General features: G+C 57.9%; 23 protein-coding genes. 9 read left to right on the top strand and 14 right to left on the bottom strand.

Features of this window, described 5'->3' with window-relative positions:
• Positions 1-129: 129 nt before the first annotated feature.
• The 9 genes from aceA to OQ460_RS14065 form a co-directional block, all read right to left on the bottom strand.
• On the bottom strand, positions 130-1455 hold the full coding sequence (gene aceA / locus OQ460_RS14105; protein ID WP_053121621.1) for an isocitrate lyase: 1326 nt from the start codon (positions 1453-1455) through the stop codon (positions 130-132).
• A 476-nt stretch (positions 1456-1931) separates the two neighbouring features.
• The gene (locus tag OQ460_RS14100) at positions 1932-2672 is read right to left on the bottom strand and encodes a secretin N-terminal domain-containing protein (RefSeq protein ID WP_410018079.1); all 741 of its coding nucleotides are present in this window, start codon (positions 2670-2672) and stop codon (positions 1932-1934) included.
• A 229-nt stretch (positions 2673-2901) separates the two neighbouring features.
• Entirely contained in the window at positions 2902-3324 is a 423-nt protein-coding gene (locus OQ460_RS14095; RefSeq protein WP_410018078.1) for a GNAT family N-acetyltransferase, read from the bottom strand.
• On the bottom strand, positions 3317-4483 hold the full coding sequence (locus OQ460_RS14090; protein WP_410018077.1) for a JmjC domain-containing protein: 1167 nt from the start codon (positions 4481-4483) through the stop codon (positions 3317-3319). The genes OQ460_RS14095 and OQ460_RS14090 overlap by 8 nt, the downstream gene beginning before the upstream one ends.
• 84 nt (positions 4484-4567) lie before the next feature.
• Entirely contained in the window at positions 4568-5938 is a 1371-nt protein-coding gene (gene purB, locus OQ460_RS14085; protein ID WP_410018076.1) for an adenylosuccinate lyase, read from the bottom strand.
• A 127-nt stretch (positions 5939-6065) separates the two neighbouring features.
• Complete coding sequence (gene hflD / locus OQ460_RS14080; RefSeq protein WP_410018075.1) at positions 6066-6689, bottom strand: high frequency lysogenization protein HflD; 624 nt, start codon at positions 6687-6689, stop codon at positions 6066-6068.
• The gene (gene mnmA / locus OQ460_RS14075) at positions 6686-7810 is read right to left on the bottom strand and encodes a tRNA 2-thiouridine(34) synthase MnmA (RefSeq protein ID WP_410018074.1); all 1125 of its coding nucleotides are present in this window, start codon (positions 7808-7810) and stop codon (positions 6686-6688) included. Before mnmA ends, hflD begins: the two co-directional genes overlap by 4 nt.
• 59 nt (positions 7811-7869) lie before the next feature.
• On the bottom strand, positions 7870-8316 hold the full coding sequence (locus OQ460_RS14070; RefSeq protein ID WP_410018073.1) for an NUDIX hydrolase: 447 nt from the start codon (positions 8314-8316) through the stop codon (positions 7870-7872).
• Positions 8317-8462: 146 nt separating this feature from the next.
• The gene (locus tag OQ460_RS14065; protein WP_410018072.1) at positions 8463-10688 is read right to left on the bottom strand and encodes an NADP-dependent isocitrate dehydrogenase; all 2226 of its coding nucleotides are present in this window, start codon (positions 10686-10688) and stop codon (positions 8463-8465) included.
• Between the two features lie 494 nt (positions 10689-11182).
• On the opposite strand from OQ460_RS14065, the gene icd reads away from it, so the two are divergent.
• Positions 11183-12439 carry an NADP-dependent isocitrate dehydrogenase gene (gene icd / locus OQ460_RS14060; protein ID WP_410018071.1) on the top strand — a complete coding sequence of 419 codons (1257 nt, stop codon included), beginning with the start codon at positions 11183-11185 and terminating at the stop codon, positions 12437-12439.
• A gap of 77 nt (positions 12440-12516) precedes the next feature.
• Here the strand turns inward: icd and cspD are convergent, their stop codons facing one another.
• Positions 12517-12810: a cold shock domain-containing protein CspD gene (gene cspD / locus OQ460_RS14055; RefSeq protein ID WP_410018070.1), complete on the bottom strand. Its 294-nt coding sequence runs from the start codon at positions 12808-12810 to the stop codon at positions 12517-12519.
• Between the two features lie 224 nt (positions 12811-13034).
• On the opposite strand from cspD, the gene clpS reads away from it, so the two are divergent.
• The gene (clpS, locus tag OQ460_RS14050) at positions 13035-13424 is read left to right on the top strand and encodes an ATP-dependent Clp protease adapter ClpS (RefSeq protein ID WP_410018069.1); all 390 of its coding nucleotides are present in this window, start codon (positions 13035-13037) and stop codon (positions 13422-13424) included.
• Positions 13425-13453: 29 nt separating this feature from the next.
• Entirely contained in the window at positions 13454-15724 is a 2271-nt protein-coding gene (gene clpA, locus OQ460_RS14045) for an ATP-dependent Clp protease ATP-binding subunit ClpA (protein ID WP_410018068.1), read from the top strand.
• A gap of 150 nt (positions 15725-15874) precedes the next feature.
• Here the strand turns inward: clpA and infA are convergent, their stop codons facing one another.
• The 3 genes from infA to aat form a co-directional block, all read right to left on the bottom strand.
• Positions 15875-16093, bottom strand: coding sequence for a translation initiation factor IF-1 (infA, locus tag OQ460_RS14040; protein WP_002553999.1), 219 nt, complete (start codon positions 16091-16093; stop codon positions 15875-15877).
• Positions 16094-16193: 100 nt separating this feature from the next.
• A complete protein-coding gene (locus tag OQ460_RS14035; protein WP_410018067.1) occupies positions 16194-16901 on the bottom strand; it encodes an arginyltransferase in 708 nt (235 codons plus the stop codon).
• A 55-nt stretch (positions 16902-16956) separates the two neighbouring features.
• The gene (gene aat / locus OQ460_RS14030) at positions 16957-17637 is read right to left on the bottom strand and encodes a leucyl/phenylalanyl-tRNA--protein transferase (protein WP_410018066.1); all 681 of its coding nucleotides are present in this window, start codon (positions 17635-17637) and stop codon (positions 16957-16959) included.
• Positions 17638-18170: 533 nt separating this feature from the next.
• Between aat and ftsK the strand changes: the two genes are divergently transcribed.
• Genes ftsK through cysG form a run of 6 tightly spaced genes read left to right on the top strand, consistent with a single transcriptional unit; the run spans position 18171 to position 25676 of the window.
• On the top strand, positions 18171-20579 hold the full coding sequence (gene ftsK / locus OQ460_RS14025) for a DNA translocase FtsK (protein WP_410018065.1): 2409 nt from the start codon (positions 18171-18173) through the stop codon (positions 20577-20579).
• 58 nt (positions 20580-20637) lie between these two features.
• Entirely contained in the window at positions 20638-21261 is a 624-nt protein-coding gene (gene lolA / locus OQ460_RS14020; RefSeq protein WP_410018064.1) for an outer membrane lipoprotein chaperone LolA, read from the top strand.
• Positions 21262-21288: 27 nt separating this feature from the next.
• Positions 21289-22614, top strand: coding sequence for a replication-associated recombination protein A (locus OQ460_RS14015; RefSeq protein WP_410018063.1), 1326 nt, complete (start codon positions 21289-21291; stop codon positions 22612-22614).
• Positions 22611-22985: a fluoride efflux transporter CrcB gene (gene crcB, locus OQ460_RS14010; RefSeq protein ID WP_410018062.1), complete on the top strand. Its 375-nt coding sequence runs from the start codon at positions 22611-22613 to the stop codon at positions 22983-22985. The genes OQ460_RS14015 and crcB overlap by 4 nt, the downstream gene beginning before the upstream one ends.
• A 15-nt stretch (positions 22986-23000) precedes the next feature.
• Positions 23001-24281 carry a serine--tRNA ligase gene (serS, locus tag OQ460_RS14005; RefSeq protein WP_410018061.1) on the top strand — a complete coding sequence of 427 codons (1281 nt, stop codon included), beginning with the start codon at positions 23001-23003 and terminating at the stop codon, positions 24279-24281.
• Positions 24282-25676, top strand: coding sequence for a siroheme synthase CysG (gene cysG / locus OQ460_RS14000; protein ID WP_410018060.1), 1395 nt, complete (start codon positions 24282-24284; stop codon positions 25674-25676). It abuts the gene before it with no gap.
• A 126-nt stretch (positions 25677-25802) separates the two neighbouring features.
• Here the strand turns inward: cysG and OQ460_RS13995 are convergent, their stop codons facing one another.
• Positions 25803-26798: a glutathione S-transferase family protein gene (locus OQ460_RS13995; RefSeq protein WP_410018059.1), complete on the bottom strand. Its 996-nt coding sequence runs from the start codon at positions 26796-26798 to the stop codon at positions 25803-25805.
• Positions 26799-26817: the final 19 nt, after the last annotated feature.

Below are 26817 nucleotides of genomic sequence, written 5' to 3'. Positions count from 1 at the left end.
TTTGATCTTCATTGGGCCAGGAGAGATTTTTTCAGGACAAAAAAACGCCCCGAACCAGTCGGGGCGTCAGATCGTGCGGCACTGCGGTTAGCTTTCTATCGGGCCCGCAATGGCCGTGTAGTCAGCTACTTAGTGAAACTGTTCTTCTTCGGTCGAACCGGTCAGCGCGGTCACGGACGAGGTGCCGCCCTGGATCACGGTGGTCATGTCGTCGAAGTAGCCGGTGCCCACTTCCTGCTGGTGCGCCACGAAGGTGTAGCCTTTGGCGGCGTCGGCGAATTCCTGCTCTTGCAGCTTCACGTAGGCTGTCATGTCGTTGCGGGCGTAGTCATGCGCCAGGTTGAACATGCTGTGCCACATGTTGTGAATGCCCGCCAGGGTAATGAACTGGTGCTTGTAGCCCATAGCGGACAGTTCGCGCTGGAACTTGGCGATGGTCGCGTCGTCCAGGTTCTTCTTCCAGTTGAAGGACGGCGAGCAGTTGTAGGACAGCAGTTGGTCCGGGTATTCCTTCTTGATCGCTTCGGCGAAGCGGCGGGCTTCGTCCAGGTCCGGCTTGGCGGTTTCGCACCAGATCAGGTCGGCGTATGGCGCATAGGCCAGGCCACGAGCGATAGCCTGGTCGAGGCCGGCGCGAACTTTGTAGAAGCCTTCCTGAGTGCGTTCGCCAGTCACGAAGGGTTGGTCGTACGGGTCGCAGTCCGAAGTCAGCAGGTCAGCCGCGTTGGCGTCGGTGCGGGCGAGGATGATGGTTGGTGTGCCAGCAACGTCGGCGGCCAAACGGGCAGCGGTAAGTTTCTGCACGGCTTCCTGAGTCGGGACCAGCACCTTGCCACCCATGTGGCCACATTTTTTCACGGAAGCCAGTTGGTCTTCGAAGTGAACGCCAGCAGCACCTGCCTCGATCATGCTCTTCATCAGTTCGTAGGCGTTCAGTACGCCACCGAAACCAGCTTCTGCGTCGGCCACGATCGGGGCGAAGTAGTCGATGTAGCCTTCGTCGCCCGGCCCTTTACCGGCTTTCCACTGGATCTGGTCGGCGCGGCGGAACGAGTTGTTGATGCGCTTGACCACGGTCGGCACGGAGTCTACCGGGTACAGCGATTGGTCAGGGTACATGGACTCGGCGGAGTTGTTGTCTGCAGCCACTTGCCAGCCAGACAGGTAGATTGCCTGGATGCCGGCCTTGACTTGTTGCACGGCCTGGCCACCGGTCAGGGCACCCATGCAGTTGACGAAATCTTTTTCGGGACGGAAGGATGGCTTGGCGCCCTGGGTGACCAGGTTCCACAGCTTTTCTGCGCCCAGTTTCGCAAAGGTGTGCTCAGGTTGAACCGAGCCACGCAGGCGGACGACGTCAGCAGCGGAGTAAGCGCGTGTCACGCCTTTCCAGCGTGGGTTTTCAGCCCAGTCTTTTTCAAGGGCTGCAATTTGCTGTTCGCGTGTCAGTGCCATGGAGAAAAACCTCATCACGTCTTGGGTGGAAAATTCCGTTAGCCGCCGTGCATTCAATGCATGGGCGTGGCTGCTCGCTGATCAGAAGCTTAGGCGGCCAAGTCAGGTTTGACGGGGAAGACGACAAGGGAACGATGGGCTCAAGGGGGAAGTGAGCAGGTAGCGGCGAACCGAGAACAGTCTTCGGGCGTCGTGGGCCTTCATACGATCCAACAGTGTGTTGCCAGGTTACCTAGTTACGCTTCCGTCCCTCGGGACAACTTCGTTCCAGTCGCAACCAAAGTCAAACACACCTTGTGGGCGGTACAGACACGAATCGGCTCAGGTGGGTAGCTTAGAGCGACGATCCGAAGGCCCTTGCCGGGGCCTCTGATTAGCGGGAGCGAGGCCATCATGCCCATGCTTTTTTGGATCGTCAAATGTTTTGTAGTGCTTTTTTTAGAGCACTACATCTTTAGTCTTATACGACTCGTCGGTCAGTTTTTGGTGCTTTGGTTCAGGGTCTCGACTTTGACCCGCAACGTCAGGTCATCACGCCCTTGAGTCGAGTAAGTGCGGGTTGCGCCTGATTTGTCGGCTTGGGTTTGGCGGCTGATGCCGGCGAGGGTAATCCATTCGCCCAGGCGTCCACTGACCGTTGTGTCGGTGCTTTGCACATTCACTACATCGGGGTGCTCCTGATTCATGCGGTCACGATTGGTGCTGATGTTCAGGTGCACGGTCTCACCGGTAATGCTGGCAGTCACGTAGAAGCCTTGGGTGACATCACGGTACTGGGTCTGGTATTGCGGGCGGCCGTAGATATCTGGCTGGGTTGTGGTCAGGGGCGCGCTCTGGCCCACTTGAATCAATGCGGGTACGCCTTCGCTGGCCTGGATCTGCTGGATGCCGCCATCACGGCTTTGCGTGTTGTAGGTGATGACTTGGGTATTGGTCTGTTGGTGGTTTTCGTTGGTGTCGACGGTGATCCGCAGGCGCTTGGCGGGTGTGTCGAGTTGGGCGAGAAGGGCGCGCAGGTCCTGGATCTTGCCGGGATCGGCATTCACGATCAGTTGGTTGCCATAGGCGCTTACGGTGCCGTCCTTGCCTACGAAATTCTGCGCTACGGGCAGCAGGTCAGCACTGGTGCGGTTGCTCAGGTTGACGACTTCGGTGTCGGCCACGGACGCGAAGCTGGCGGTCAGGAGGAGGGCGGTGAGCAGGGTGCCTAGGGACATGTCCGTTATCTCTGCGAGTCATTAGTCTTGATAGTGCCAGTTTGTCGGCCTGGCGGCTCGCAAGTTGAATCGTAGACGGCAAAATGCTCTGGCATGGCAGGGCATTTGTAGTTCTGCTTAAATAGCCTTCGCGAGCAAGCCCGCTCCCACACTTGACTGAGTATATCCTGTGGAGCGGGGTCAAATGTGGCAGCGAGATTGCTCGCGAAGGGGGTAGCGCGGTCCCGAATCAGCTCCCGCGCACCATATCCACATGCGGAATCCCGACTTCAAGAAACTCGTCACTGACGATCTTGAACCCCAGCCGCTCATAGAATGGCGCAGCATAAACCTGTGCACTGAGGAACTGTCTGGTCTGGCCGCGTTTCTCGGCCTCGCCAATCACCGCTTCCATCAGCTTGTCGCCAACCTTCAGCCCGCGCCAGTCCTTGAGGACCGACACACGACCGATCTCGCCGCTGGGCAGCAGGCGCGCAGTACCGATAGGAAAGTCGCCTTCGAACGCGAGGAAATGCATGGCTCCTGCGTCGTCTGCGTCCCACTCCAGCTCAGGTGGAACCGATTGCTCAGCGATAAATACCGCTTCACGAATGCGCCGAATTTCGGCGATATCCTTTTGCCAGTCGGCGACATGTACGCGAATTTTATTCATCGGCAAACCCCAGGCTTCCTTGCTTGACCAGTTCGCACAGCAGGTCGCGGCCATCTTCATCCGCCAGCCATTTGCCGAGGTTGTCGATGTGCAGGGCGTCGGCCGCGCAAATCATTTTCAACAGCTCGCGCAGCTTGCCTGGCAGGTAACGGCTCTGGCCACTGGCGAACAGCAACAGGTCGTCATCGACTTCGGACCAGGCCAGGCGTGCGCTTGGATTGCGGATCAGCACCGCACCTTGCTCCAGGCTGCCCAGCAAGTCGTCTTCTTCCAGTTCCGGGCCTGTCACCAGCTCAGGGTAGCGCGGTTCGGTCATGAACTGGCCGAACCAGGTCAGCAACATGCGCTCATCGCTCATGTGCTCGGCCAGCAGGCCCTTGAGGCGGTCCAGGGCGTCATGCTGGATTTGATGCGGGTCGATGGCTGGCTGGGCATCGGCGTCGGTGTAACGTTCTTCGTCAGGCAGGTATTGGCTGAGGAAGTCGGTGAAGTGGGTCAGTACTTCAGCGGCGCTCGGCGCACGAAAGCCTACCGAATAGGTCAGGCAGTCATCGATCGCAACACCACAATGGGCCAGGCGCGGCGGCAGATAAAGCATGTCGCCTGGTTCAAGCACCCATTCGGCGGTTTCTTCGAATTGCGCCAGTATGCGCAAGTCAGCATGTTGCAGCAGTGGACTCTCGGAGTCGCACATCTGGCCGATTTTCCAGTTACGCTTGCCGGCGCCTTGCAGCAGGAATACGTCGTAGTTATCGAAGTGCGGGCCCACGCTGCCACCGGGAGCGGCGAAGCTGATCATCACATCGTCAATCCGCCAGCTCGGCAGGAAGCGGAAGTTTTCCAGCAGTTCGGCAACCTCCGGTACGAACTGGTCGACGGCTTGTACCAGTAACGTCCAGTCGCGCTCGGGCAGGCTGCTGAAGGCATCCTCGGCGAACGGGCCGCGACGCAGCTCCCAGGGGCGCTCGCCGTGCTCGATCACCAGGCGCGACTCGATTTCTTCTTCAAGGGCCAGGCCGGCAAGTTCGTCGGCGTCGATCGGGCTTTCGAAATCAGGGATGGCCTGGCGGATCAGCAAGGGTTTTTTCTGCCAGTAGTCGCGCAGGAATTCCCGTGCAGTGATGCCACCTAGAAGTTGAAGAGGAATATCAGGATTCATGTGTAACCTATTGAAAAAAATCACTTTTCAGACTGGAATAAAAACGCCCGGCGCTGCCGGGCGTCTCAAAGGCTCGAGCCGCAATCAAATGCGTTTTGCTTGCTCTATAGCATTGCCGATGTAGTTGGCCGGGGTGAGCAGTTTCAGCTCGGCCTTGGCGGCGGCTGGCATCTCCAGGCCGTCGATGAACGTTTGCAGCGCATCAGAGGTGATGCCTTTGCCGCGGGTCAGTTCTTTGAGCTTTTCGTACGGGTTTTCGATGTTGTAGCGACGCATCACGGTCTGGATCGGCTCGGCCAGCACTTCCCAGCAAGCATCCAGGTCGGCGGCGATTTTCTGCTCGTTGAGTTCCAGTTTGCTGATGCCTTTGAGGCTCGCTTCGTACGCGATCACGCTGTGGGCGAAGCCCACGCCGAGGTTGCGCAGTACGGTGGAGTCGGTCAGGTCGCGCTGCCAGCGGGAGATCGGCAATTTGCTGGCCAAGTGCTGGAACAGGGCATTGGCGATGCCGAGGTTGCCTTCGGAGTTTTCGAAGTCGATCGGGTTGACCTTGTGCGGCATGGTCGAGGAGCCGATTTCACCGGCAATGGTGCGCTGCTTGAAGTAGCCCAGGGAGATATAGCCCCAGATGTCGCGGTCGAAGTCGATCAGGATGGTGTTGAAGCGCGCGATGGCATCGAACAGTTCGGCGATGTAGTCGTGCGGCTCGATCTGCGTGGTGTATGGGTTGAAGCCCAGGCCCAACTCGTCTTCGATGAAGGCGCGGGCATTGGCTTCCCAGTCGATCTCGGGATAGGCCGACAGGTGGGCGTTGTAGTTGCCTACGGCGCCATTGATCTTGCCCAGCAGCGGTACGGCAGCGATTTGAGCGATCTGGCGCTCCAGGCGGTAAACCACGTTAGCCAGTTCTTTGCCCAAGGTGGTCGGCGAGGCCGGCTGGCCATGGGTGCGTGACAGCATTGGCACATCGGCGAAGCGGATCGCCAGTTCGCGGATGGCGTTGGCAGTCTGGCGCATCAGTGGCAGCATCACATCATCACGGCCTTCGCGCAGCATCAGGGCGTGGGACAGGTTGTTGATGTCCTCGCTGGTGCAGGCAAAGTGGATGAACTCGCTGACCTGGGCCAGTTCCGGCAGCTTGGCTGCTTGCTCTTTGAGCAGGTATTCGATGGCTTTTACGTCGTGGTTGGTGGTGCGCTCGATCTCTTTGACACGCTCGGCGTGCTCCAGGGAGAAGTTTTCCGCCAGGGTGTTCAATACAGCGTTGGCCTCGGCGGAGAACGCCGGCACTTCGCTGATGGCGGGGTGAGCGGCCAGGCGCTGGAGCCAGCGCACTTCAACCAGGACACGAGCACGGATCAAGCCGTATTCGCTGAAAATCGGGCGCAGGGCCTGGGTTTTGCCGGCGTAGCGGCCGTCAACAGGGGAAACCGCAGTGAGCGAAGAAAGCTGCATGGGGTGCTCTCGGACAGTCGGGCAACGAAATAGGGGCGCGTATCATACATGAAAAAATCCGCCGGTCCGTTGCCAACTGACCGGCGTATTACGCGTGACGACTTGAAAAAGGGCCTACTGGCGCGACTTATTCGTTGCGCATCAACGGGTAAAGCTCTTTAAGTAATTTGCGACGACTGATGACCAGTTGCCAACGATGGCCGCCCAATTGCCGCCACAGCCGAGCAGAACGAATGCCGGCCAACAGCAGGGCGCGGATTTTCGAGGCGTTGTTCGGTTGTTGCAGGTTGCGCATGTCACCGTGGACCTGGATCCGCTGACGCAAGGTGCTCAAGGTGTCCTGATACAGGGCGCCACAGGCTGCGACCACGTTTTCGTGGGCCGGGCCGAAATGTTCGACCTGGGACTGGATTTGCGGCAGACGCTTGCCGATGGTCTCCAGCAGGTCGTCACGTTTGGCCAGTTGGCGCTCAAGGCCAAGCATCGATAATGCATAGCGCAGCGGCTCGCGTTGCAGGGTGCTGGGATCGCGTTCGAGGGCGCCGATCAGTGCGCGATAGCCTTCGCGCAGGGCCAGGTCGTCGCCGCCGTAGACTTCCAGGGTGTCCTTGGGATCGCGGATCAGCAGGCTGCCAAGCATGCAGGTCAGGCCCGACTCGGTGACCTGGCCGGTCTTGGCGATCTTGTCCACCAGCACTGCGGCGAGGAAAACCCCGCCCAGCGCCGTTAGTTGCTCCTGGGTCTGGCTCATGCCGGGTTGCTCCAGGCTTGCGCGACTTCAATCACGCCGCCGCCCAGGCAGATTTCGCCGTCATAGAACACAACGGACTGGCCTGGGGTGACTGCGCGTTGCGGGTCATCAAAGGTAGCGCGGTAACCAGTGGCGGTTTTTTCCAGGGTGCACGGCTGGTCGCTCTGGCGATAGCGAACTTTGGCGGTCAGGCGGCGTGGCGCACTCAGGTCGATCGGGTTGACCCAATAGATTTCCGAAGCGAGCAGGGCGCCGGAGAACAACAACGGGTGCTCGTTGCCCTGGCCGACAATCAGCTCGTTGTTATCCAGGTCCTTGACCAGTACGTACCACGGCTCTTCGCCGGCGTCTTTCAAACCGCCAATGCCCAGCCCTTGGCGCTGACCTATGGTGTGGTACATCAGGCCATGGTGACGGCCGATAACTTCGCCTTCAGTGGTTTTGATTTCGCCCGGTTGCGCTGGCAGGTACTGCTTGAGGAAGTCGCTGAAACGGCGCTCGCCGATAAAGCAGATCCCGGTGGAATCCTTCTTCTTGGCAGTAGCCAGACCGTGTTTCTCGGCAATCTTGCGTACTTCAGGCTTTTCCAGCTCGCCCACCGGGAACAGGGTCTTGGCGATCTGTTCACCGCCGACGGCGTGCAGGAAATAGCTCTGGTCCTTGTTCGGGTCCAGGCCTTTAAGCAGCTCGGTGCGACCATCTATATCGCGGCGGCGCACGTAGTGGCCAGTGGCAATCAGATCGGCACCCAGCATCATGGCGTAATCGAGGAACGCCTTGAATTTGATTTCGCGGTTACACAGGATGTCCGGGTTTGGCGTGCGGCCGGCCTTGTATTCGGCCAGGAAGTGCTCGAACACGTTGTCCCAGTACTCGGCGGCGAAGTTGGCAGTGTGCAGCTTGATGCCAATCTTGTCGCAAACCGCCTGGGCGTCCGCCAGGTCGTCCATAGCGGTGCAATATTCCGTTCCATCGTCTTCTTCCCAGTTCTTCATGAACAGGCCTTCCACCTGATAGCCCTGCTCCATGAGCAGAACGGCGGAAACGGAAGAATCCACGCCGCCGGACATGCCGACGATGACGCGCTTCTTTTGTGTGTCAGAAGGGGCTGGATCACGCATAGGATTTTAACGGGCGTCTTTGAAAAGGACGCGATTCTAGCAGGCTGGAGCGCGCAAGGCTAAAGAGAAGGGCGGATCAATTCGAGACTGTGACGAAAGCCTGCCAGATAATCATCGATACAGCGGATGATCAGCTCGCTGCGCCAGTTGTCGCGCAAGGCTATCAATTCGTCGCGAGTCAGCCAGCGCGCGCGAACAATGCCTTCGTCCAGTTGATAGTCGGGGTAGTGTTTCAAGGCTTTGGCGATAAAGCACACCCGCTGGTACGTCACGCCGTTGCTGGGGGCGGTGTACAGGTAGATCCCGACGATGCCGCAGGCTTCGACATCCCAGCCGGTTTCTTCGAGGGTTTCGCGTACGGCGGCCTCGGTCAGGGTTTCATTCGGGTCCAGATGGCCGGCCGGCTGGTTGAGCACGGCGCGGCCGCCCTTGAGTTCCTCGACCATCAGGAAGCGGCCTTTGTCTTCGACGATGGTGGCGACGGTGATGTGGGGTTGCCAGGTCATTAAAAGCCTCGATTCAGAGTGTGACGCGGCCAGTGTGGGAGCGAGCAAGCCCGCACACATTTTGATCCGGTTTCTTCGGCAAAATCGCAGTGTCCGGAAACAGAAACCCCGGCACAAGGCCGGGGCTTCTTTGCATCCTTACAACTTTACTTCAACTTGGCAATTGCCGCGTTGAGGGTGTTGCTTGGGCGCATGACTTTGCTGGTCAGCTCTGGGCTTGGCGCGTAGTAGCCGCCGATGTCCACTGGCTTGCCCTGTACGGCGTTGAGCTCGGCAACGATGGTTGCTTCGTTCGAGGTCAGGTTTTTTGCCAGTTCGCTGAACTGCGCTTGCAGTGCAGTATCTTCGGTCTGGGCGGCCAGGGCTTGAGCCCAGTACAGCGCCAGGTAGAAGTGGCTGCCGCGGTTGTCGATGTTGCCGACTTTGCGCGATGGCGACTTGTTGTTGTCGAGGAACTGGCCGGTGGCCTGGTCCAGGGTCTTGGACAATACCAAGGCTTTCGGGTTGTTGTAGGTCACACCCAAATGCTCAAGGGAGGCGGCCAGGGCCAGGAACTCGCCCAGGGAATCCCAGCGCAGGAAGTTCTCTTCCACCAGTTGCTGCACGTGCTTCGGAGCCGAACCGCCGGCGCCGGTTTCGAACAGGCCGCCGCCGTTCATCAGCGGCACGATGGAGAGCATCTTGGCGCTGGTGCCCAGTTCCATGATCGGGAACAGGTCGGTCAGGTAGTCACGCAGAACGTTGCCGGTCACCGAGATGGTGTCCAGGCCCTTGCGGGTACGCTCCAGGGTGAACTTCATCGCATCGACTGGCGACATGATGCGAATGTCCAGGCCTTCGGTGTTGTGGTCTTTCAGATAGGCCTGGACTTTCTCGACCACGACACCGTCATGGGCGCGCAGTGGGTCCAGCCAGAAAATGGCCGGGGTGTTGCTGGCGCGGGCGCGGTTGACGGCCAATTTGACCCAGTCCTGGATCGGTGCGTCTTTGGTCTGGCACATGCGGAAAATGTCGCCGGCCTCGACAGCCTGTTCCATCAGCAGGTTGCCCTTGCTGTCGGTGACGCGGACGACGCCGTCAGCCTTGATCTGGAAGGTCTTGTCGTGAGAGCCGTACTCTTCGGCTTTTTTCGCCATCAGGCCAACGTTCGGCACGCTGCCCATGGTGGTTGGGTCGAAGGCGCCATTGGCCTTGCAGTCCTCAATGACCGCTTGGTAGATAGTGGCGTAGCAGCGATCCGGGATTACAGCCTTGGTGTCGTGCAGTTGGCCGTCGGTGCCCCACATCTTGCCGGAGTCACGGATCATCGCCGGCATCGAAGCGTCGACGATCACGTCGCTTGGCACGTGCAGGTTGGTGATGCCTTTGTCGGAGTTGACCATCGCCAGGGAAGGGCGCGCGGCGTAGACCGCTTGGATGTCAGCTTCGATCTGAGCTTGCTGGTCAGCCGGCAGGGCCTTGATGCGAGCGTACAGGTCGCCGATGCCGTTGTTCAGGTTGAAGCCAATCTGCGCCAGCACGTCGGCGTGCTTGGCCAGGGCATCTTTATAGAACTCGGCGACGATCTGGCCGAACATGATCGGGTCGGAGACCTTCATCATGGTAGCTTTCAAGTGAACCGACAGCAGCACGCCTTGTTGCTTGGCGTCTTCGATTTCGCGGGCAATGAACGCGCGCAGGGCGTTTTTGCTCATAACCGAGCAATCAAGGATCTCACCGGCTTGGGCGTTGGTTTTTTCTTTGAGGACGGTGGCGGTGCCGTCCTTGGAGATCAACTCGATCTTGACGGCATCGGCCGCTTCGATCTGAACGGCTTTTTCGCTGCCGTAGAAGTCACCGGTGCTCATGTGAGCGACGTGGGACTTGGAGTCTTGAGCCCAGGCGCCCATTTTGTGTGGGTGCTTGCGTGCGTAGTTCTTGACCGACAGCGGTGCGCGACGATCGGAGTTGCCTTCGCGCAGGACCGGGTTTACGGCGCTGCCCTTGACCTTGTCGTAACGAGCGCGGGTTTCTTTTTCCGCGTCGGTGGTTACGGTTTCCGGGTAGTCCGGCAGGGCATAGCCCTGGGCTTGCAGCTCTTTGATCGCGGCTTGCAGCTGCGGAGTCGAAGCGCTGATGTTAGGCAGCTTGATGATGTTGGCTTCAGGGGTAATGGCCAGCGCGCCCAGTTCGGCGAGGTGGTCCGGTACGGCCTTGGTGCCCAGTTGCTCGGGGAAGCTTGCGAGGATGCGCCCTGCGAGGGAGATATCGCGGGTTTCAACGGCAATATCAGCAGAAGCGGTGAAGGCTTCCACGATAGGCAACAGTGAATAGGTGGCGAGGGCTGGGGCTTCGTCGGTGAAGGTATAGATGATCTTCGAGCGGGTGGGCATATTCGGATTAACTCTCTTCTTTGCTAAAAGCGTGCGCAGAAACTCGAGATGCGCCGGGTAAAGCGCGTTCGTTCAAAGTCATCCATGAGCGAAATGTCGATGTTTCTTCGCGGTGATGTTGGGTTGCATCAGTCGAGCGTCAAGCGGGTGGATTACTGTAGTAACCCTGCTTTTCGGGCGGAGGGGCTCAGTTTAGAGCCGTCGGCCGTCGTGACTCTTTGGTCAGCGGCGGCATTATACATAGGTCGCTATGCTTACGCCGAGCCTTCATACAAAAGGAGTGTCGTCCATTGGTCTAAAGGTCGCAGGGGCTGGTTTGAGCCTAAAGTCGCATTGAATGCTCAAGTTTGGCGGTTTTCCCTTTTATTTCAAGCTTGTAGGCAACTAAATCGACCTTTTTCGCAGCAAATTTGCCGGGCCTGAGGTTTCAGTCCACATTTAACTGGAGTAGGCTCGGACGCAGCCAGATGTTTAATCCACAAACGGAGTTCAGCATGGGATACAAGAAGATTCAGGTTCCGGCAGTCGGCGACAAAATCACCGTCAATGCAGACCATTCTCTCAATGTTCCTGACAACCCGATCATCCCTTTCATCGAGGGTGACGGTATTGGCGTCGACATCAGTCCGGTGATGATCAAGGTTGTCGATGCGGCTGTTGACAAGGCTTACGGCGGCAAGCGCAAGATTTCCTGGATGGAGGTTTACGCCGGCGAAAAGGCTACTCAGGTTTACGATCAGGACACCTGGCTGCCCCAGGAAACCCTGGATGCGGTCAAGGATTACGTGGTCTCCATCAAGGGGCCTCTGACCACGCCGGTCGGTGGTGGGATCCGTTCGCTTAACGTTGCCCTGCGTCAGCAGCTTGATCTTTATGTGTGCCTGCGGCCAGTGCGCTGGTTTGAAGGTGTGCCGAGCCCGGTCAAGAAACCTGGCGATGTGGACATGACGATCTTTCGTGAGAACTCCGAGGATATTTATGCCGGGATCGAGTGGAAAGCCGGCTCCCCGGAGGCGATCAAGGTCATCAAGTTCCTGAAGGAAGAAATGGGGGTCACCAAGATCCGTTTCGATCAGGATTGCGGCATCGGCGTCAAGCCTGTCTCCAAGGAGGGCACCAAGCGCCTTGCGCGCAAAGCCCTGCAATATGTCGTCGATAACGATCGCGAGTCGCTGACTATCGTGCATAAAGGCAACATCATGAAGTTCACCGAAGGTGCCTTCAAGGAGTGGGCTTATGAGGTAGCGGCGCAAGAGTTTGGCGCGACGCTGCTTGATGGTGGGCCGTGGATGCAGTTCAAGAACCCGCGCACCGGCAAGAACGTCGTGGTCAAGGACGCTATCGCCGACGCCATGCTTCAGCAGATCCTGCTGCGGCCGGCCGAATATGATGTGATTGCCACTCTGAACCTCAATGGTGACTATCTTTCCGATGCCTTGGCGGCAGAAGTGGGCGGGATTGGTATTGCGCCGGGCGCCAACTTGTCCGATACCGTGGCTATGTTCGAGGCTACCCACGGTACCGCGCCAAAATATGCCGGCAAGGACCAGGTCAATCCGGGTTCGCTGATTCTGTCCGCGGAAATGATGCTTCGCCATATGGGGTGGACCGAAGCTGCGGACTTGATTATCAAGGGCACCAACGGTGCGATTTCGGCCAAGACTGTCACCTACGACTTCGAGCGCTTGATGGAGGGCGCCAAGCTGGTCTCGTCGTCGGGCTTTGGTGATGCGTTGATTTCACATATGTAAGGCTGCGGTTATAAAAAAACGGCCATCCTGATGTTTTGGGAGGCCGTTGTTTTATGGGGCATTTTCTCAGCGGCTGATCATGCAGGTTGTTGCTTCTTCGACAGCATGGTTCTTTCTGCCTTGTCGAATTGCTCTGACGAGGATTTTTCGACGTGCTTTTCAGTCGTTGTGATGCATTCTATTTTCACGGCTTGAAGCCCCTTTGGCCCTTGATTGATCTCAAAGGTAACAGTCTGACCCGCCTTTAGTGTTCTGTACCCGTCCATCTCGATCGCTGAGTGATGCACAAAAAGGTCTTCATCCTTGCCGTCTTCATTAATGAAGCCGAACCCTTTGACATTGTTGAACCACTTGACCTTACCGCTTGCCATGCTCATATCCCTCTGCACCAGACTCCATCACTGGAGTATCATCCAGTTTATCCGTCCTAACCCGAATAAATTAGGTTGACTGCGCGGACCTTTTTTACCCACTGTGGGTTCTATTGGTTGTAACACCGTTTTGCCGATAGTCAAGGTGACCAATCGGTCGGAGTTGAATTTCTGACAGGTCGCCCCCACCACTGTATTTGCACAACTGACGAACTTTTCTTTCCATGCATGCAATCAGCCAGATTCGACTAACATTCAATCAGGATCGCCCGACTTTCCATAAGGATCATCCTGATGATCACGAACATGACGACGGTTCTGCAGGCATCGCGGTTCAGGAGGCAAAGCCTGCTCTACAGGCGCCGCCGATGTACAAGGTGGTTTTGTTCAATGATGACTACACGCCGATGGATTTTGTCGTCGAAGTGCTCGAGGTGTTTTTTAACCTGAACCGCGAGTTGGCGACCAAGGTGATGCTGGCCGTTCATACAGAAGGACGGGCAGTGTGTGGAGTGTTTACCCGCGACATCGCCGAGACCAAGGCCATGCAGGTCAACCAGTACGCCAGGGAAAGCCAGCATCCGCTACTCTGTGAAATCGAGAAGGACGGTTAACTCCGACCACTTGGGTATGAGGTGAAGCTATGTTAAACCGCGAGCTCGAAGTCACCCTTAATCTTGCCTTCAAGGAGGCTCGCTCGAAACGTCATGAGTTCATGACTGTCGAGCACCTGCTGTTGGCACTTTTGGATAATGAAGCTGCCGCCACCGTTTTGCGGGCGTGCGGCGCCAACCTCGACAAGCTCAAGCATGATCTGCAGGAGTTTATCGACTCCACCACGCCACTGATCCCCGTTCATGACGAGGACCGTGAAACCCAGCCTACGCTGGGCTTCCAGCGTGTATTGCAGCGTGCTGTCTTTCACGTACAGAGCTCCGGCAAGCGCGAAGTCACGGGCGCCAATGTATTGGTTGCGATCTTCAGCGAGCAGGAAAGCCAGGCAGTGTTCTTGCTCAAGCAGCAGAGTGTTGCCCGTATCGATGTCGTTAACTACATCGCTCACGGCATCTCGAAAGTGCCAGGGCAGGGCGATCATTCCGAGGGCGAGCAGGATATGCAGGACGACGAGGGCGGTGAGTCTTCTTCTTCAGGCAACCCGTTGGACGCCTACGCCAGCAATCTTAACGAGCTGGCGCGCCAGGGGCGGATCGATCCGCTGGTGGGGCGCGAGAGCGAGGTTGAGCGCGTAGCGCAGATCCTCGCTCGTCGTCGCAAGAACAACCCGCTGCTGGTGGGCGAGGCAGGCGTGGGTAAAACCGCGATTGCCGAAGGCCTGGCCAAGCGTATTGTTGATAACCAGGTTCCGGATTTGCTGGCCAACAGCGTAGTCTACTCCCTTGACCTGGGCGCGTTGCTCGCCGGGACCAAGTACCGTGGCGACTTCGAGAAGCGTTTCAAGGCATTGCTTGGCGAGCTGAAAAAACGTCCGCAGGCAATCCTGTTCATTGATGAAATCCATACCATCATTGGTGCGGGCGCTGCTTCAGGCGGAGTGATGGATGCTTCCAACCTGCTCAAGCCGCTGTTGTCCTCGGGTGATATCCGTTGCATTGGTTCGACCACGTTCCAGGAATTTCGTGGCATCTTCGAGAAGGACCGTGCCTTGGCGCGTCGCTTCCAGAAAGTTGACGTCTCCGAGCCGTCGGTTGAAGACACCATCGGTATCCTGCGGGGGCTCAAGGGGCGCTTCGAGGCGCATCATGGCATCGAATACAGCGATGAAGCCCTGCGTGCAGCCGCCGAGTTGGCCTCGCGCTATATCAATGACCGGCACATGCCGGACAAGGCCATCGATGTGATCGACGAGGCGGGGGCCTATCAGCGCCTGCAGCCGGTCGAGAAGCGAGTGAAGCGTATCGACGTGCCTCAGGTCGAGGATATCGTGGCGAAAATCGCGCGGATTCCGCCCAAGCATGTCACCAGTTCCGATAAGGAACTGCTGCGCAACCTGGAACGCGATCTGAAGTTGACGGTGTTTGGCCAGGACGCGGCCATCGATTCGCTGTCGACGGCGATCAAGTTGTCCCGTGCGGGCCTGAAGTCGCCAGACAAGCCGGTCGGTTCATTCCTGTTTGCCGGGCCTACCGGGGTCGGCAAGACCGAAGCTGCGCGGCAGTTGGCCAAGGCCATGGGCATCGAGCTGGTGCGTTTCGACATGTCCGAGTACATGGAACGTCACACCGTATCGCGTCTGATCGGTGCGCCCCCTGGTTATGTCGGCTTCGATCAGGGCGGTCTGTTGACCGAGGCGATCACCAAGCAACCGCACTGCGTATTGTTGCTCGATGAAATTGAAAAGGCTCACCCGGAAGTCTTCAACCTGCTGTTGCAGGTCATGGATCACGGGACCTTGACCGACAACAACGGGCGCAAGGCGGACTTCCGTAACGTAATCGTGATCATGACCACCAACGCCGGTGCCGAAACGGCGGCGCGAGCCTCGATCGGCTTCACTCATCAGGATCACTCTTCCGATGCAATGGAAGTGATCAAGAAGAGCTTCACGCCTGAGTTCCGTAACCGCCTGGATACCATTATCCAGTTTGGTCGCCTCAGTCATGAGGTTATCAAGAGCGTGGTGGATAAGTTTCTTACCGAGCTTCAGGCGCAGTTGGAAGACAAGCGTGTGCAGTTGGAAGTGACTGAAGCGGCGCGCAGCTGGATTGCCGAAGGAGGCTACGACGCCGCTATGGGGGCTCGCCCAATGGCACGTCTGATCCAGGACAAGATCAAGCGGCCATTGGCCGAAGAGATCCTGTTTGGTGAGCTGTCCGACCATGGTGGCGTGGTGCATATCGACCTGAAGGATGGCGAGTTGACCTTCGAGTTCGAAACCACGGCTGAAATGGCCTGATCGTTCTGCAGTAACGCAAAAGGCGCCGAAAGGCGCCTTTTTGCTGTTTGAAATGTAGTTGCCAGGCAATGGAGATCAAATGTAGGAGGGAGCAAGCCCCTCCTGCAAACAAAAACGCCCGGCATAGCCGGGCGTTTTGTATTGACTTGTTTAGCGAGCGCGGTAAGTGATGCGCCCTTTGCTCAAGTCATAGGGCGTCAGCTCGACGCGCACTTTGTCACCGGTAAGAATACGAATGTAGTTCTTGCGCATCTTGCCGGAGATATGCGCGGTTACGACGTGCCCATTTTCCAACTCCACACGAAACATGGTGTTGGGCAGGGTGTCGACGACAGTGCCTTCCATTTCGAAGCTGTCTTCTTTCGACATGCAGTAAAGCCCTCGGTATCCAGTGAATGGCCCGGTGCAACTGCGCCAGGCAAAAGCGGCGTGCATTGTGCCCGAAAAAGGGTGTTCAAGCCAAGGGGTTCTAGTTAAGTGTGACCCATCTTTGATTAATCAGCAGCTCAATGGGCCGATATTGGGTCTTGTAGTTCATTTTTTTGCAGTTCTTGATCCAGTATCCAAGGTACACCGCCTCCAGCTTCAGGCGGCGTGCCTCGCCGATTTGCCAGAGAATGGCGAAGCGTCCCAGGCTACGGCGCTCTTCGTTGGGTTCGTAAAAGGTATAGACCGCCGACAGGCCGTTGGGCAGAAGGTCAGTGACAGCGACCGCCAGCAATTGGCCTTCACGGCGAAACTCGTAGAAGCGCGAAAAAGGCAGCTCACGCACCAGAAAGGTAGAGAACTGGTCGCGACTGGGTGGGAACATGTCTCCATCGGCGTGGCGTTGTTCGATGTAGCGTTGGTAAAGGTCGAAATATTCTTCACTGAATCCTGGCTTCGCAGGTGTCACTGTCAGGTCGGCGTTGCGTTTAAAGATGCGTTTCTGGTTTCGGTCCGCCAGGAACTGGTCCACAGGAATGCGCGCCGGCACGCAGGCGTTACAGTTCTGGCAATGGGGTCGGTAAAGGTGGTCGCCACTGCGTCTGAATCCCATCTCTGACAAGTCGGCATATACATGCACATCCATTGGCTGGCTGGGGTCGAGGAACAGCGTGGTGGCCTGCTCATCGGGCAGATAGCTGCAAGAGTGAGGTTGAGTGGCATAAAACTTCAAGCGCGCCAGCTCGGTCATGATCAGCCCTCGGGTAAGCTTTGAAACAAGTGTAAGCCAGGTGCGGGGAAGTCGCCTAAGAAACCCATGGTGCGCCGCTGGCCTGGTCTAGGTGATCGCGCAGGAAGGCGGCAAAGGCACTGCGGGGTATGGCATGGGCGCCCAAACTGTGCAGGTGGTCGGTGGGCATCTGGCAGTCGATCAATACGAAGCCCCAGGCCTGCAATTGCCTGGCCAGGATTGCGAAGCCGAATTTCGATGCATTGTCGGCGCGGCTGAACATCGACTCGCCAAAGAACAGTTGGCCCATGGCCAGACCGTAAAGGCCGCCGACCAGCTCGCTCCCGTCCCAAACTTCAACTGAATGGGCGTAGCCGCGTTGGTGCAGTTGCAGATAGGCGTTCTGCATCGCTTCGGTGATCCAGGTCCCGTCTGCGTAGCTGCGGGGCGCAGCGCACGCTTGAATAACGGCGGCGAAGTCCTGGTCAAAGGTGACCTGATAGCGCTGTTGGCGCAGCAACTTGCCCAGGCTGCGCGAGACATGCAATTGCTCGGGAAATAATACTGTACGTGGATCGGGCGACCACCAGAGAATCGGCTGGCCTTCCGAGAACCAGGGGAAGCATCCATGGCGGTAGGCCTGGATCAATCGATCGGCGGACAGGTCTCCGCCGGCTGCAAGCAAACCGTTGGGTTCGCGCATAGCTTTTTCCAGCGGTGGGAAAGTCAGGTTGTTGCGTTGCAACCAGGTGAGCATGGTATTCAGGCTTAAGGAAGGGGAGGGCGGTGACAGGCCTTGGCCGGTCGTGATGAAAGTTGATTATTGTCGACCAGGAGCGGCGCGGCCAGCTTGATTGCACAATCAGTGTGCTGATGCGTTAGCGAGTGTTTCTGCAACTCTGTTACAGGGATGTGGTCGTAATCGCGTCAAGTCAGGGGCAATTGACTGACAGATGAGCGGTGATCCTTGGCAAAGCTTGTGCAGACTCATAAAAACAGGTCATAAGCCTTTGTCAGCAAAGACAATGCATGCTCAAATTGAAATGCATGAATAAAGTGCTTGGCTACCCTCTACGAAGGAAGGTTGCCGTGTGGCAACGGGTACACAAACCCGTACAATAGCCGCACCAGTCCCTTATGTACTGGTGTTATCGCCCTACATGATTCAGTCACAGAGTGTTAAAAGGAAGTCTTGACGACGCTCTTTAACTTTTCAACTGTCCGGATTGGGCAGTATTTTCGCAGTCATTCAACAGTTGGACGCGCTAAAGGCGCAGGAAAAGACCAGTTTTGAAGAAATCCGCCGCAGCACCTAAAACAGTAGTAGTTCCGGCCTGGCGCCAGCATCTGCACTATCGGCTCAAGGAAGGCGCGCTGATTGCCATCGGTGCGCTGTGTCTGTTCCTGATGATGGCATTGCTGACCTATGGCAAGGACGATCCGGGCTGGAGTCATAACAGCAAGATCGACGATGTGCAGAACTTCGGCGGCCCTGTCGGTTCCTACAGCGCCGATATCCTGTTCATGATCCTGGGTTATTTCGCCTATATCTTCCCGCTGCTGCTGGCCATCAAGACCTGGCAAATTTTCCGCCAGCGCCACGAGCCATGGCAGTGGAGTGGCTGGCTGTTCTCCTGGCGCCTGATCGGCCTGGTCTTCCTGATTCTCTCGGGCGCTGCGCTGGCGCATATCCATTTTCATGCGCCCACCGGATTGCCGGCGGGCGCGGGCGGTGCGTTGGGTGAAAGCCTGGGCGACCTGGCCCGCAAGGCGATGAACATCCAGGGTAGTACCCTGATGTTCATCGCCTTGTTCCTGTTTGGCCTGACGGTATTTACCGATCTGTCCTGGTTCAAAGTCATGGATGTGACCGGCAAGATCACCCTTGACCTGTTCGAGCTATTCCAGAGCGCCGCTAACCGCTGGTGGGCAGCCCGCGTGGATCGCAAGCGCATGGTGGCGCAGTTGCGCGAGGTCGACACCCGCATCAACGAGGTCGTGGCACCGAGTACGCCGGATCGACGCGAGCAGGCCAAGGTCAAGGAGCGTTTGATCGAGCGCGAGCAGGCCCTGACCAAGCACATGTCGGATCGCGAAAAACAAGTGCCGCCAGTGATCGCGCCAGCACCGGTCAAGGCGCCGGAGCCAAGCCATCGTGTACAGAAGGAAAAACAGGCACCATTGTTTATCGATAGCGCGATTGAAGGCACTTTGCCGCCAATCTCGATCCTTGATCCTGCGGAAAAGAAGCAGCTCAACTATTCCCCGGAATCGCTGGCTGCTGTCGGCCATCTGCTGGAAATCAAGCTAAAGGAATTCGGTGTCGAGGTCTCGGTGGACTCGATTCATCCTGGGCCGGTAATTACCCGTTACGAAATCCAGCCGGCCGCTGGCGTCAAGGTCAGTCGTATCTCCAACCTGGCCAAGGACCTTGCGCGTTCATTGGCCGTGACCAGTGTAAGGGTTGTGGAAGTCATTCCCGGAAAGACCACGGTCGGTATCGAGATTCCCAACGAAGACCGGCAGATCGTGCGCTTCTCCGAAGTGCTATCGACGCCTGAGTACGACAACTTCAAGTCTCCTGTCACCCTGGCACTGGGCCATGATATCGGTGGCAAGCCGGTCATCACGGATCTGGCGAAAATGCCGCACTTGCTGGTGGCCGGTACGACCGGTTCCGGTAAGTCGGTGGGTGTGAACGCGATGATCCTGTCGATCCTGTTCAAGTCTGGCCCGGAAGACGCCAAGCTGATCATGATCGACCCGAAAATGCTTGAACTGTCGATCTACGAAGGCATCCCGCACCTGCTCTGCCCGGTAGTGACGGACATGAAGGATGCTGCCAATGCCCTGCGTTGGAGCGTGGCCGAGATGGAGCGCCGCTACAAACTGATGGCGAAGATGGGGGTGCGTAACCTGTCTGGCTTCAATGCCAAGGTCAAGGAAGCCCAGGACGCCGGCACGCCACTGACCGATCCGCTGTACAAGCGCGAAAGTATTCACGATGAAGCGCCGTTGCTGAGCAAGCTGCCAACCATCGTGGTCGTGGTCGATGAATTTGCCGACATGATGATGATCGTTGGCAAGAAGGTCGAAGAACTGATCGCGCGTATCGCGCAAAAGGCTCGTGCTGCCGGTATTCATTTGATTCTGGCGACCCAGCGGCCTTCGGTGGACGTGATCACCGGTCTGATCAAGGCGAACATTCCGACGCGCATGGCCTTCCAGGTGTCGAGCAAGATCGACTCGCGGACCATCATCGACCAGGGCGGCGCCGAGCAACTGTTGGGCCATGGTGACATGTTGTACATGCCGCCTGGCACCAGCCTGCCGATTCGTGTCCACGGTGCCTTTGTTTCCGACGATGAAGTGCATCGGGTGGTGGAAGCCTGGAAACTGCGTGGCGCACCGGAATACAACGATGACATTCTCAATGGCGTCGAGGAGGCCGGCAGCGGCTTCGAGGGCGGCAGTGGCGGTGGCGACGATGATGCTGAAACCGATGCGCTTTATGACGAGGCCGTGGCGTTCGTGCTGGAAAGTCGCCGCGCGTCGATTTCTGCGGTGCAACGTAAACTCAAGATCGGCTACAACCGCGCCGCTCGCATGATCGAAGCCATGGAAATGGCTGGAGTCGTCACCGCGATGAACACCAATGGCTCGCGCGAAGTCATTGCCCCCGGGCAGATGCGCGACTGATCATGTGCCGCGTGGCAGCACGCGGCACGCCCTTCACACGAATTCTATGAGGACTCCCATGCGTCTTATCCGCATGCTGTTGTTGCCGGCACTGGCCCTGACGACCCTTTCGGCCCACGCCGACCCGGCTTCCGTTGCGAGCTTGACCAACCTGTTGGATAAATCCAAGACACTGACGGCGCGCTTTTCCCAGATAACCCTGGATGGCAGCGGTACGCAGATGCAGGAAACTGCTGGCGAAATGGCGGTACAGCGTCCAGGGCTTTTCTTCTGGAAAACCGATGCGCCGAATGAGCAGACCATCGTCTCTGACGGTAAGAAAGTCACATTGTGGGACCCGGATCTGGAGCAGGCGACCATCAAGACCCTTGACCCGCGCCTGAGCCAGACGCCGGCGTTGCTGCTGTCTGGCGATGTGTCGCAGATCAGCGAAAGTTTTGAGATCACCTCCAAGCAACAAAGTAACGTGATTGATTTCACGCTCAAGCCCAAGTCCAGGGACACGCTGTTCGACAGTCTGCGCCTGTCTTTTCGCAATGGCGTGATCAACGATATGCAACTGGTCGACAGCGTTGGTCAGCGCACCAATATCCTGTTTACTGGAGTCCAGGCCAACGCATCGGTTCCCGCTTCCACGTTCAAGTTCGAGGTCCCCAAGGGTGCCGACGTGATCCAGGAATAAACTGCTCAGAGGTTTCAAACGCTGCCCATGGATCTGTTTCGAAGTGACCCGATTGCCCAGCCTTTGGCAGCGCGCCTGCGCTCGACGAATCTGGACGAATACGTTGGGCAAGAGCACTTGCTGGCTCGCGGCAAACCCTTGCGCGAAGCCCTGGAGCAGGGTGCCCTGCATTCGATGATTTTCTGGGGGCCGCCGGGCGTGGGCAAGACCACCCTGGCGCGGCTGTTGGCGAAAGTCTCGGATGCACACTTCGAGACGGTCTCGGCAGTCCTGGCTGGCGTGAAGGAAATCCGCCAGGCTGTGGAAGTTGCCAAGCAACAGGCCGGCCAATACGGCAAGCGTACGATTCTATTCGTCGACGAAGTGCATCGTTTCAACAAGTCGCAGCAGGATGCATTCCTGCCATACGTGGAAGATGGCACGCTGATATTTATTGGCGCCACCACCGAAAACCCGTCCTTTGAGCTAAACAACGCTTTGCTGTCCCGGGCGCGAGTCTATGTACTCAAGAGCCTTGATGAGACGGCGATGCAGAAGTTGCTGCAGCGGGCATTGACTGACGACAAAGGCTTGGGTAAGCGTCAACTGAGCCTGGGCGAGGAAGGTTTCAAGATTTTGTTGACGGCCGCTGATGGCGATGGTCGGCGTTTTCTCAATCTACTGGAGAATGCGTCTGACCTGGCCGAGGATGGCGGCGAAATCGGTGTCGACCTCCTGCAAAGCCTGCTGGGCGATACCCGTCGACGTTTCGATAAAGGTGGTGAAGCGTTCTACGATCAGATATCCGCTCTGCACAAATCGGTGCGCGGTTCCAACCCTGATGGTGCGCTGTATTGGTTTGCACGCATGATCGACGGCGGTTGTGATCCGCTGTACCTGGCGCGGCGTGTGGTGCGCATGGCCAGCGAAGATATCGGCAACGCCGATCCGAGGGCTTTGAGCCTGTGTCTGGCGGCCTGGGAGGTGCAGGAGCGCCTGGGCAGCCCGGAAGGCGAGTTGGCGGTGGCCCAGGCCATCACCTATCTGGCGTGTGCGCCGAAGAGTAATGCCGTGTACATGGGCTTCAAATCGGCACTGCGCGCCGCTGCCGAGCACGGGTCGCTGGAAGTGCCGCTGCATCTGCGCAATGCCCCGACAAAGCTGATGAAGCAGTTAGGTTATGGTGACGAATACCGTTATGCCCATGACGAGCCGGATGCCTATGCCGCTGGTGAAGATTATTTTCCTGATGAACTTGAGCCCCAACCGTTCTACCAGCCGGTGCCCCGCGGCCTGGAGTTGAAGATTGGTGAAAAGCTCAATCATTTGGCTGCACTTGACCGTTTGAGCCCCAGACAGCGGAGAAAATTATGATTCCTTTGGTCGTTGCCGTCTCTGTGGGTGGTGTTGCGGGTACGCTGTTGCGCTTTGCTACGGGCAATTGGGTTAACGCCAATTGGCCGAAACACTTCTATACCGCGACGCTGGCCGTTAATATCGTGGGCTGCCTGCTGATCGGCGTGTTGTACGGCCTGTTTCTGTTGCGCCCGGAGGTGCCTGTTGAGGTGCGTGCCGGGTTGATGGTGGGCTTCCTTGGCGGCCTGACCACTTTTTCATCCTTTTCACTGGATACGGTGCGCCTGCTGGAAAGCGGGCAAGTGCCGCTGGCCATAGGCTATGCGGCCATCAGCGTATTCGGCGGGCTGCTCGCCACCTGGGCTGGCCTGTCCCTGACCAAACTTTGATAACGAGAGACCGACATGCTCGATTCCAAACTGTTACGTAGCAACCTCCAGGACGTAGCGGACCGCCTGGCATCCCGTGGCTTCGCCTTGGATGTTGCGCGCATCGAAGCGCTGGAAGAACAGCGCAAGACCGTCCAGACCCGCACCGAAGCACTGCAGGCTGAGCGGAATGTGCGCTCCAAATCCATCGGTCAAGCCAAGCAGCGCGGCGAAGATATCGCGCCGTTAATGGCGGACGTCGAGCGCATGGCGGGCGAGCTTGCGTCGGGCAAGGTGGAATTGGATGCGATCCAGACCGAGCTTGATTCGATCTTGCTGGGTATTCCCAACCTGCCCCACGAGTCTGTACCGGTCGGTGCAGATGAAGACGGGAACGTGGAAGTGCGTCGCTGGGGCACGCCGAAGGCCTTTGATTTCGAAATCAAGGACCATGTCGCGCTGGGCGAACTGAGTGGCGGCCTGGATTTTGAAACCGCTGCCAAGCTTTCCGGCGCCCGCTTTGCCTTGCTGCGTGGTCCGATTGCCCGCCTGCACCGCGCCCTGGCGCAGTTCATGATCAACCTGCACACCGGCGAGCACGGTTACGAAGAGGCCTGGACCCCATATCTGGTGCAAGCTCCGGCACTGATGGGTACCAGCCAGTTGCCGAAGTTTGAAGAGGACTTGTTCAAGATCAGTCGCGATGGCGAAGCTGATTTGTACCTGATCCCGACTGCTGAAGTGTCGCTGACCAACATCGTCGCCGGCGAAATTCTCGACGCCAAGCAGTTGCCGTTGAAGTTTGTCGCTCACACGCCATGCTTCCGCAGCGAGGCTGGTGCTTCCGGTCGTGATACTCGCGGGATGATTCGCCAGCATCAGTTTGACAAGGTCGAGATGGTACAAGTGGTCGAACCTTCGACCTCGATGGAGGCGCTCGAAGGCCTGACGGCCAATGCCGAGCGGGTCCTGCAATTGCTGGAGCTGCCATATCGCGTACTGGCACTTTGCACCGGCGACATGGGTTTCAGTGCCGTGAAGACTTACGACCTGGAAGTGTGGGTGCCGAGCCAGGACAAATACCGCGAGATTTCTTCATGCTCCAACTGCGGTGATTTCCAGGCTCGCCGTATGCAGGCGCGTTTCCGTAACCCTGAAACCGGCAAGCCGGAACTGGTCCACACCCTCAATGGCTCCGGCTTGGCTGTAGGCCGTACGCTGGTGGCGGTGTTGGAAAACTACCAGCAGGCCGACGGTTCGATCCGCGTCCCTGAGGTGCTCAAGCCTTACATGGCTGGCGTTGAGGTCATCGGCTAAATGGAATTCCTGCCGCTGTTTCATAACCTGCGCGGCAGTCGTGTATTGGTGGTCGGTGGCGGGGAGATTGCTTTACGCAAATCCCGACTACTGGCAGAGGCCGGCGCGTTGCTGCAGGTGGTTGCTCCGCAGATTGAAGACCAGTTGCGTGAACTGGTTGAGGGCAGTGGCGGTGAAGTGATCGTGCGCGGCTATCAGGAGTCAGATCTGGACGGTTGCGTGCTGATTATTGCCGCAACCGATGACGAGCCGTTGAATGCACAGGTGTCCGGCGATGCCCGGCGCCGTTGCGTGCCGGTCAACGTAGTGGATGCGCCAGCGCTGTGCAGCGTAATTTTCCCGGCAATCGTCGATCGTTCCCCCTTGGTAATTGCGGTTTCCAGCGGTGGCGATGCGCCGGTGTTGGCACGGTTGATCCGCGCCAAGCTGGAAACCTGGATCCCGTCGACCTATGGCCAACTTGCCGGATTGGCTGCGCGTTTCCGTCATCAGGTCAAAGGCTTGTTTCCGAACGTGCAGCAGCGTCGAGCGTTCTGGGAAGAGGTTTTCCAGGGACCGATTGCCGATCGGCAACTGGCCGGGCAGGGCGATGAAGCCGAGCGTCTGCTGCGGGAAAAGATTGATGGCGCGCCGCCCCATGCGCCGGGCGAAGTGTATCTGGTCGGCGCAGGCCCGGGTGACCCGGACCTGCTAACCTTCCGTGCCTTGCGCTTGATGCAACAGGCCGATGTGGTGCTGTATGACCGTCTGGTGGCGCCTGCGATTCTCGAACTATGTCGCCGCGATGCCGAGCGGGTGTATGTCGGTAAACGGCGTGCCGACCATGCGCTGCCGCAGGATCAGATCAACCAACAACTGGTGGATCTGGCCAGGCAGGGCAAGCGTGTGTTGCGTCTCAAGGGTGGCGATCCGTTTATCTTTGGTCGGGGCGGTGAAGAGATCGAAGAGCTGGCGGCCCATGGCATTCCGTTCCAGGTGGTGCCGGGGATTACCGCAGCCAGCGGTTGTGCGGCCTATGCCGGTATTCCCCTGACGCATCGTGACCATGCGCAATCGGTGCGTTTCATCACCGGGCACTTGAAGGATGGTACGTCGGACTTGCCGTGGAGTGATCTGGTGGGGCCGTCCCAGACCTTGGTGTTTTACATGGGGCTGATCGGTTTACCGATCATCTGCGAGCAACTGGTCAAGCATGGTCGTTCGGCCGATACCCCTGCCGCATTGATCCAGCAAGGCACCACGTCCAACCAGCGTGTTTTTACCGGCACCCTGGCGGACTTGCCGCGACTGGTGGCGGAGCATGAGGTTCATGCGCCGACATTGGTGATCGTAGGCGAAGTGGTGCAGTTGCGTGAGAAATTGAAGTGGTTTGAGGGCGCTCAATCTCAAGTCTGACTCCGTAGGAGTGAGGTGGTCTAGCCCGTGATCGCGAAAAGCCTCAACGAGAATACGGCATTTCTGGTAAATGCCGCATTCTCGTTTTTTCGCAAACGAGCTGCTCTATCAGGGCCCAGGGGCCGCTCAGTTCCACACACCTTTGCTGACCAGCTTCTGCCGATCATGCTGGGTATCAAAACTCAGCAACGGTCCCTTCGGGACAATTCCTGTCGGATTGATCGTCCGGTGGCTAGCGTAGTAATGCCCTTTGATGTGGGCAAAATCCACGGTCTCGGCCACGCCGGGCCATTGATATATCTCTTTCAGCCAGTTCGACAGGTTCGGATAGTCCGCAATCCGCCGCAAATTGCATTTGAAGTGGCTGTAATACACTGCGTCGAACCGAATCAGCGTAGTGAACAGCCGCACATCGGCCTCGGTCAGGTATTCACCGGCCAGGTAACGATGCTCGTCAAGGTGCTGTTCCAGATGGTCCAGTTCAGCAAACACATCATCAAAGGCGCTTTCGTACGCCTGTTGCGACGTGGCGAAGCCTGCGCGGTATACGCCGTTGTTCACCGCAGGGTAGATGCGTTCGTTGAGGTCATCGATGGTGGGGCGCAGGGGCTCGGGGTAGAAATCGAGGGTGTTGTCTGTCAGGCCATTGAATGCGCTATTGAACATGCGAATGATCTCCGCCGATTCATTGCTGACGATCCGATTGAGTTTTTTGTCCCATAACACCGGCACCGTGACGCGACCGGTATATTCGGCGGCATCAGCGGTATAGCGCTGGTGCAGGTAGGTGAAGTCGTCGAGTTGGTCGCCAGTTGAGCCGTAAGCCTGGTCAAAAGTCCAGCCGTTTTCCAGCATCAACCAACTGACCACCGAAACATCGACCAGGCTTTCCAGGCCCTTGAGCTTGCGCAGGATCAATGTTCGGTGTGCCCAGGGGCAGGCGAGGGACACATAAAGATGGTAGCGATCGGCTTCGGCCTTGAAACCCCCTTCACCGCTGGGGCCGGGCTGGCCATCGACGGTCACCCAATTACGCCGTTGCGCTTGCTCGCGCTGGAAAGCGCCGTCCGCGCTACTTTTGTACCACTGGTCATGCCAGTTTCCATCGATTAGCAAACCCATGACTGACTCCTTGGCTAAT

The organism is Pseudomonas imrae, assembly GCF_046352735.2.
GTDB classification, from domain to species: Bacteria; Pseudomonadota; Gammaproteobacteria; order Pseudomonadales; family Pseudomonadaceae; genus Aquipseudomonas; species Aquipseudomonas imrae.
This window is presented reverse-complemented; position numbering and strand designations above follow the sequence as displayed.